The organism is Sciscionella sediminilitoris (assembly GCF_000737195.2).
Taxonomy (GTDB): Bacteria; Actinomycetota; Actinomycetes; order Mycobacteriales; family Pseudonocardiaceae; genus Sciscionella; species Sciscionella sediminilitoris.
The window spans coordinates 1-7,341 of sequence record NZ_JALM01000012.1; the positions used below are offsets into that span (position 1 = coordinate 1).

Annotated in this window: 9 protein-coding genes; 1 reads left to right on the forward strand and 8 read right to left on the reverse strand. The window is 69.6% G+C overall.

Annotated elements, in window-relative coordinates; all coding sequences use genetic code 11:
* The 6 genes from AD72_RS05770 to uraD form a co-directional block, all read right to left on the reverse strand.
* On the reverse strand, window positions 1-1,852 hold a 1,852-nt coding region (locus AD72_RS05770; protein WP_031465351.1), incomplete at its 3' end, for a xanthine dehydrogenase family protein molybdopterin-binding subunit.
* A complete protein-coding gene (locus AD72_RS05775) occupies window positions 1,849-2,325 on the reverse strand; it encodes a (2Fe-2S)-binding protein (RefSeq protein ID WP_031465352.1) in 477 nt (158 codons plus the stop codon). The genes AD72_RS05775 and AD72_RS05770, both read right to left, overlap by 4 nt.
* Entirely contained in the window at window positions 2,310-3,185 is an 876-nt protein-coding gene (locus AD72_RS05780) for an FAD binding domain-containing protein (protein WP_031465353.1), read from the reverse strand. Before AD72_RS05780 ends, AD72_RS05775 begins: the two co-directional genes overlap by 16 nt.
* A 12-nt stretch (window positions 3,186-3,197) precedes the next feature.
* On the reverse strand, window positions 3,198-4,046 hold the full coding sequence (pucL, locus tag AD72_RS05785) for a factor-independent urate hydroxylase (RefSeq protein ID WP_031465354.1): 849 nt from the start codon (window positions 4,044-4,046) through the stop codon (window positions 3,198-3,200).
* A 26-nt stretch (window positions 4,047-4,072) separates the two neighbouring features.
* Entirely contained in the window at window positions 4,073-4,396 is a 324-nt protein-coding gene (uraH, locus tag AD72_RS05790) for a hydroxyisourate hydrolase (protein ID WP_031465355.1), read from the reverse strand.
* The gene (gene uraD / locus AD72_RS05795; RefSeq protein WP_082468777.1) at window positions 4,393-4,902 is read right to left on the reverse strand and encodes a 2-oxo-4-hydroxy-4-carboxy-5-ureidoimidazoline decarboxylase; all 510 of its coding nucleotides are present in this window, start codon (window positions 4,900-4,902) and stop codon (window positions 4,393-4,395) included. The genes uraH and uraD overlap by 4 nt, the downstream gene beginning before the upstream one ends.
* Window positions 4,903-5,084: 182 nt before the next feature.
* Here uraD and AD72_RS05800 point away from each other — a divergent pair, with 182 nt between their 5' ends.
* Window positions 5,085-6,653, forward strand: coding sequence for a helix-turn-helix domain-containing protein (locus tag AD72_RS05800; RefSeq protein WP_031465357.1), 1,569 nt, complete (start codon window positions 5,085-5,087; stop codon window positions 6,651-6,653).
* A 30-nt stretch (window positions 6,654-6,683) separates the two neighbouring features.
* Here the strand turns inward: AD72_RS05800 and AD72_RS37500 are convergent, their stop codons facing one another.
* On the reverse strand, window positions 6,684-6,827 hold the full coding sequence (locus AD72_RS37500; RefSeq protein ID WP_231644738.1) for a hypothetical protein: 144 nt from the start codon (window positions 6,825-6,827) through the stop codon (window positions 6,684-6,686).
* A 238-nt stretch (window positions 6,828-7,065) separates the two neighbouring features.
* Window positions 7,066-7,341, reverse strand: a 276-nt coding sequence (locus AD72_RS35425; RefSeq protein ID WP_197284882.1) for an HNH endonuclease signature motif containing protein, incomplete at its 5' end; no start/stop codon positions are given.

Genomic DNA, 7,341 nt, shown 5'->3' on the forward strand with positions numbered 1-7,341 from the left:
CGGTCTCCGGATCGAGCGGGAAGGTCTGCCGGTGGTGGTATTCCCGGGTCCGGTCGAGAATCCGGTCACCGAGCAGCCCGGCCAGATCGGCGAGCACCGTGCCGTCCGGGCCGATCACCTTCCCGCCGTGCAGCTGCATCAGCTCCGCCGCGATCCCGGTCTGCCCGGCGGCGAGCGCGTACACCTCGGCGGCAACCGCCCGGCAGGCTTCGCGTACCGCGCCCCCGGTGACATAGGTCTGCCGGGAGGCCGAACTGGAACCGGCGTCACCGACGGTCGTGTCACCGGCCTGCAGGGTCACCCGTTGCACGCCGAGCTCGGAGCGGGCGATCTGCTGCTGCACGGTGACCAGCCCCTGGCCGACCTCGGCCGCCGCGGTGTGCACCAGCGCGACCGGTTCGCCGCCGATGACCTGGAGGCGCACCCGGGCCGTCGAGTAGTCGTCGAGCCCTTCGGCATAGGACACGTTCTTGATCGCGACCCCGTAGCCGATCCCGCGCACCACACCTTCGCCGTGGGTCGTATTGCCCGCGCCACCGGGGAAGTCGAGCGGATCACCGCCGGTCCGCGGCTCCGGGAGCGGCATGTCCCGTACCCGTTCGAGGAGTTCGGCCACCGGTGCGGGGAAGTCCACGACCTGGCCGGTGACCACGGTGGATCCCTCGCTGAGCGCGTTGCGGATGCGCAGTGCCACGGGATCCATGCCGAGCGCGGCGGCCAGTTTGTCCATCTGGGACTCGTAGGCGTAGGCGGGCTGCACCGCGCCGAGCCCGCGCATCGCCCCGCACGGTGGATTGTTCGTGTACACGCCCCAGCCCTCGATGTGCGCGTTGGGCACCTCGTAGGGGCCGACCGAGAGGGTGGTGCCGTTGCCGACCACGACCGGGGTCTTCGAGGCGTAGGCCCCGCCGTCGAAGTACATCCGGGCGCGCACGTAGACCAGCTCGCCATCCCGGGTCGCGCCGTGCTCGTAGTACAGCCGCGCGGGATGCCGGTGCACGTGGCCGAAGAAGGACTCCTCCCGGCCGTAGACCATTTTCACCGGCCGCCCGGTGTGCAGGGCCAGCATGCAGGAGTGCACCTGCATGCTCAGGTCCTCGCGCCCGCCGAACGCCCCGCCGACGCCGGACAGCGTCAGCCGCACCTTGTCCAGGCCGAGCCCGAGCGCGTGCGCGGTCTGCCGCTGATCCACGTGCAGCCACTGGGTGGCGAGGTAGAGGTGCACCCCGCCGTCCTCCTCGGGAATGGCGAGCCCGGACTCGGGGCCGAGGAACGCCTGGTCCTGCATGCCGAGTTCATAGGTTCCGGTGACCACGACCTCGGCCTCGGCCCGCGGATCCCCTTTCACGATCCGCTGGTGGCGCACCAGATTCCCGCCCGGATGCAGGCTCGGCACGGTGTCCTCGTGCACGGCCCGTTCGGGATCGGTGACCGGTTCGAGGACCTCGTAGTCCACCCGGATCAGGTCCAGCGCGCGGCGCGCGGTCTCCGGATGGTCGGCGGCGACGAGCGCGACCGGTTCCCCTTGGTAGCGCACCAGATCCTCGGCGAGCACCGGGGTGTCGGCGTGCTTGAGGCCGTACACGTTCTCCCCGGGAACGTCGGCGTGCGTGAGGACCGCGTGCACCCCGGGCAGCGCCACCGCCCCGGTGATGTCGATCGCGTGGATCCGGGCGTGCGGGTGCGGGCTGCGCAGGGTGGCGCCCCAGAGCATGTTCTCGTGCCAGAGATCCGAGGAGTAGGCGTACTCGCCACGCACCTTGAGCGTGCCGTCCGGGCGCAACGGGCTCTCCCCGATGCCGTGCGAGACGTGCTCGGTGAATTCCTGTGGTGACCGGGAAGGTGCGTTCATCGTGTGCCCTCCCGCATGCGTTTCGCGGCCAGCCGGACCGCGTCCATGATGCTCTCGTATCCGGTGCACCGGCACAGGTTTCCGGCCAGTGCCTCGCGGATCCGGGTATCGCTCGGCGCGGGCTCGTGTTCGAGCAGATCCCGTGCCGCGACGAGCAGACCGGGGGTGCAGAATCCACATTGGACCGCTCCGGCCTCCACAAAGGACTCCTGCACCGGGTCGAGCCGGTCGCCATCGGCGAGTCCTTCCACGGTGCGCACCCGGGCCGAATCCGCCTGTCCGGCTGCGACGAGGCAGGAGCAGACCGGGACATCCTCGAGATACACCGTGCAGGATCCGCATTCGCCTTGTTCGCAGGCGTTCTTCGAACCCGGCATGCCGAGGCGCTCGCGCAGCAGGTACAGCAGGCTCTCGCCCTCCCATACCCCGTCGGCCTCGCGGGGCTTACCGTTGACGGTCAACCGCACGCGCATTCCTGACCTCCTTCTCGATGGTCGGCCCAAGCCCAGCCGAGGGTGCGTCGGGCGAGCACGGCGAGCGCGTGCCTGCGGTAGGCGGCGCTGCCCCTGGTGTCGTCGATCGGCTGGGTCGCCTGTGCCACCAGTTCGCCGAAGCGGCGGGTCAGCGTCTCGGGCAGCGGCGTCCGCGAGTCCCACGGCAGGTTCTCGGCGAGGAACCGCTCCGCGTCCGGGACCCGGCGCGGGGTGGGCGCCGCCGATCCGAAGGCGACCGCGACCTCGCGGTGCGCGGGCCGCATGGCCAGGCTGAGCGCGCACACCGCGATCACCATGGCGTTGCGGGTGCCGACCTTGCAGAACTGTTGCGGTCCTTCGGCCGGTGGCAGATGCACCGCGGTGATGAGTTCGTCCGGTTCCAGCGCGTTGCGTTTCACGCCGAGGTAGAACTCCCGCGCGGGCACCATGCGGGTGCCCCGGACCGAGGCGAGTTCGATCTCCGCATCCGTGGTCAGCAGCGCGGGATGCGAGTCCCCGGCGGGGGAGGCGGCGCCGAGATTGCCGCCGACGCTTCCCCGGTTGCGGATCTGCGGGGAACCGACCGTGCGGGCGGCCATCGCGAGCCCGGGCAGTTGTTCGCCGAGCTCGCCGATGATCCGGGAATAGGGCATCGAGGCGCCGATCCGGAGCCGCCCGCCCGCCGTACCGTGTTCGGTCAGTTCCGTGACCCGGTTGAGATCCAGCAATGCCTCGGGGCGCGCGCGGTCGAAGTTCAGCTCGACCATGACATCGGTGCCGCCTGCGATGGGGACCGCTTCCGGGTGCTCCGCCTTCATCGTGAGCGCCTCGGCGAGTGTTCCCGGCCGGAGAAAGTCCATTGTGGACACCCCTCAGGATTCCGTGCGCCGCACGGTGCCCTCGATGAGCCCGTACGGCCGGTCGCTCGCGTAGAACACCTCGCCCGGGTTGTCCAGGCCGAACGGGCCCAGGTCGGCGAGGAAATGGTGCTTGTTCGGCAGCGAGAGCCGGATCTCGCTGATCTCCTCGATGCCGGTGAGCACCCGCTCGCCCATCGCGTAGAGGGTCTGTTGCAGGGAAAGACTGTAGGTACCGGCGAATGCGGCGAGCAGGTCCGCGCGTGCCCGTTCGTAGCACTCGTTCCAGTCGATCGCCGTTTCCGCCGTGTAGTCCCATTCCGCGGTCACCGCGGTGGCCAGGATCCGGTCCTTGGTCTCGGCGAGGGTGGTGTAGCGGTCCTTGACGAAACCCCAGAACTCCGAATCGGTCGTGTTCAGCACGGTCAGATCGGTGATCCCGGCGGAGACCCGCGCGCGCTCGCCGTCGTAGTGCACCACCGCGCGGCGGGTCCCCGAACCGGAGCGGGTGAACGAATGCGCGGCGGGTTCCCCGTCCGAGCTGATCCGCGACCACGGGTACTGCTCGATGCTCACGTGCGCCTGGTGGATGCTCGGCTGGCTGTCCACGAAATGCCGCGCCAGTCGGGTGCCGAACTCCTCGATGGGGCCGATTCCCTCGCGGGCGAAGGCGTGCACCGTGTTCTTCTGCGCGTCGGTGGTGAGCACCTTGTCGTTCGCGCCGGTCAGGTGGGTGTCGGCGAGGTCCCCGGAAAGGGCGACGCTGACGTTGATGTCGGTGATCTCGTGCCGCGCGCCGTCCCGGTCCACGCGCACGACCCGGACCTCGGATTTGCCGTACTGGTTGGCGCCGAGCTCAATCATGGTCTCTTCTCTCCTGTGTCGGTCGGTCAGCTGCCCAGATAGGTCGAGTACCCGAACGGGCTCAGCAGCAGGGGAATGTGGTGGTGTCGCTCGGCCTCGTGCACCTGGAAGACCACGGTCGCGACGGGGTAGAAGGCCCCCTCGCCCAGATACTCGCCAGTCTCGAAGACCAGCCGGTGGGTGCCCGATCCGGTCGGCCAGCCGGTGATCCGGCCGTCCGCCCCGGTGCGGTCCTCGGCGAGCGTGGTCCAGGAATCCCCGGACCCCTCAGCGCCGTGCTGCAGGCGTACCAGCAGTCCGGGCGCGGGCCGCCCGCGCGCGGTGTCGAGTACATGTGTCGAGAGGCTCATGCCAGCCACCTCCGTAGTCGCAGTGCCACGATCTTGCCCAGTTCCCGGCGCACCACGCGGCGTTCGGTTTCCTCGTCGTTGGTCAGCCGGTCGCGCAGTTCGGCGAGAATGTCGGCGGCGCTCCGGCCGTCCGCGCAGGTGAGGAACACCCGGTCGAAGATCCGTTCGTACTGCGCGTTGGCTTCGGCGAGTTCCGCGCGGATCGCGGCGTCCGAACCGAGCGCGGACTGCTCGGCCCGGGAGGAGGCCGCCTCCAGGTCCGCGCCGCGTGGCCGGTCGCCGAGCCGGGGGTGCGCGGTGAGTGCGAGTTCGATCTGTGCCCAGTCCAGGTTCGCGAACGCTTCCGCGCAGGCGTGCAGCGCCGCTTCCGGGGTGGCGTAGGGCCAGGCGGTCAGCATCGCAGCCACCCAGTCGGGCGCGGCGCAGCAAGCCCGCAGTCGCTCGGTGATCACTTCGGGTGGCGGATCGTGCCGGGTGCCCGGATCGGGGCCTGTCGTGCTGTGCATCGCCTGCCTGTCACCTCTCGCTCTTCGCCTCGTTGCGTGGCACGGTGAGTGAGCTCGACAAGCAGTACACACCCGTTCGGCAGAGGACGGCCAGCGGAGGAAGTGACGAAAAACGGACGTATCCGTGTGCGGGGATTTCATGTTTTCCTCCAAACGAGGGTCGATGAGGTGCTGGAGGTACGGTGCGACTGGACACGCTGCTCGCCGTGGAGCAACTCGGGCTGCGGCTCCTGGTCGGTGCGGACAAGCTGGACCGGAGCTTTCACCGGGTTTTCACCGCGACACTGCGCGATCCGCGCCGTTACCTGTCCGGGGGCGAACTCGTGCTCAGCGGCATGGAATGGTGGCACACCCCGGCCGATTCGGATGCTTTCGTCGCCGCCCTCGCCGAGGCCGAGGTCGCCGCGCTCGGTGCCGGGACCGCGGAATGGGGTGGCGGGCCGGTCCCCGAACACGTGCTCCAGGCCTGCCGCAAGCACGGGGTTCCGCTGATCGAGGTTCCGGTGACGGTCTCCTTCGCCACCGTCAGTGAACGGGTCATCCTGTGGCTCGCCGCCGAGCGCGCCGAGAACACCCCCTATTCCGGTGCGTTCCTGGACAGTTACCGGCGGTTGGTCGCCGTGCTCGGCGAGGGCGGCGGGCTCGAGGCACTCACCGAGGCGGGAGCGGCCGAACTCGGCGCGGCCTGTGCGGTGTTCGGCTCCTCGGGGCGCCGGATCGCCGGTACCGGGCCGGACAGCGCGGACGGGACATGGCTGGCCGGGGAATTCCTGCGTGCCGAGCGGTTGCCCGCGCGGGTCGACACCGAATCCGGCCCGGTCACGCTGTTCGACGCGGCCGCCCGCTCGGGCCGGCGGCTCACCAGCTGGTTCCTCGCCATCACCGGTGACCACGAGCAGTGGTCGGGCGAACATCGAGGGCTCGCCACCGAACTCGCCACCCTGATCGGCCTCGAACACGCCCGGCTCGATGAGCGGCGCAGGCTCGCGGACACCGAGGCCGGTCCGCTGTTCACCGCGATACTGGAGCGCGACAGCCCGGCCGAGGAGGTCACCGCGCGGCTGCACCAGGCGGGACTCGCCGCGACCGAACCCGTGTGCGTGCTGCTCGCCCGCCTGCGCGGTGCTGTCCCGGGGCTCGCCATCGCCGCGCTGGCCGAACTGCTCGCCCCGCACGGTGATCGGGTGCGGATCGGGGAACACGGTGATGAGGTGCTCGGTCTCGCCCCGGTTCCCGCAGCCGATCTGGATGCCGCCGGTGCCGTGTTCGAGGCGGTCAAGCAGGCCACCCGGATCCTCGAACCGGCGCTCGGGTCCGCGCGACTGGCGATCGGTGCCACGTTCGCGCCCGAGGCCGCGCGGGTCGGTGCCGCCGTGCAGGAGGCCACCCAGCTGCGCGAGCTAGCCGAACTGTCCCCGGGACGCGTGAACGTCATCGCCGGGGCGGACCTCGCCTCGCACCGGCTGCTGTTCGCCGCCATTCCCGACCAGTTGCGCCGGACCTTCCGGGCCCGGGTGCTCGGGCCGCTGCTCGACTACGACGCCGAGCACAATTCCGGTCTGGTGCACACATTGCGGGCTTTTTTGCGCAATTCGGGTTCCTGGACCCAGACCTCCGCCGAATTGCATGTGCACGTGAACACCTTGCGCTACCGGATCGGGCGAATCGCCGAACTCACGGGGCGCGATCTCGCGGTCTTTTCGGACCGGATCGATCTTTATCTGGCCCTGGACAGCTGGGAACGAGAATAATCAATAGCGGAGCCGCCGCGCCGGGGAAGCTCAATCAGCCAGGAACTCCAAGCGGTTTCCCACGGGATCGAACGTGTGGAACCGGCGCCTGCCCGGAATCTCCGCAGGATCGGCCCAGTGCACCGAATGCCCGGCTGCGGCGACCGCCTCGGCCATGGCGTCGACGTCCACCACGAAGGCAGGATGTGCCTTTGTTGCGGGCCGGAAGCTCGCTTCGACGCTAACGTGTAGTTCCCCGTCCGGCCCGCCCCGTCCCGGTACCCGGAACCAACAGCCACCGCGTGCCGCGAGCATCGGCGGCTTGGGCAGCTCAGCCCACCCAAGCACCCCTACGTAGAAGGCACGCTGTCGAGCCTCGGCACCCGCCGGGCAGCACACCTGCACATGATGGATCACCCAGGCCTCCCTTTCCCTATGCGGAACTCGTATCACTGCGGGTGCGGTATTCGGGTGGGGTGAATTCGGGTTGTCCGTTGTGTATTCGGACTTGCCAGTCGGTGTGGTGGATCATGCGGTGGTGGTGGGCGCAGAGGAGCACCATGTTTTCTTCGGTGGTGGGTCCGCCGTTGGCGTGGTGCTGAATGTGGTGCGCCTGGGTGAGTGCTGGTGGTTTATCGCAGTCGGGGTGTGCGCAGCCGTGGTCTCGGGCGGTGAGTCTGCGTCGGAGTGTGGGTGGTGCGGTGCGGTC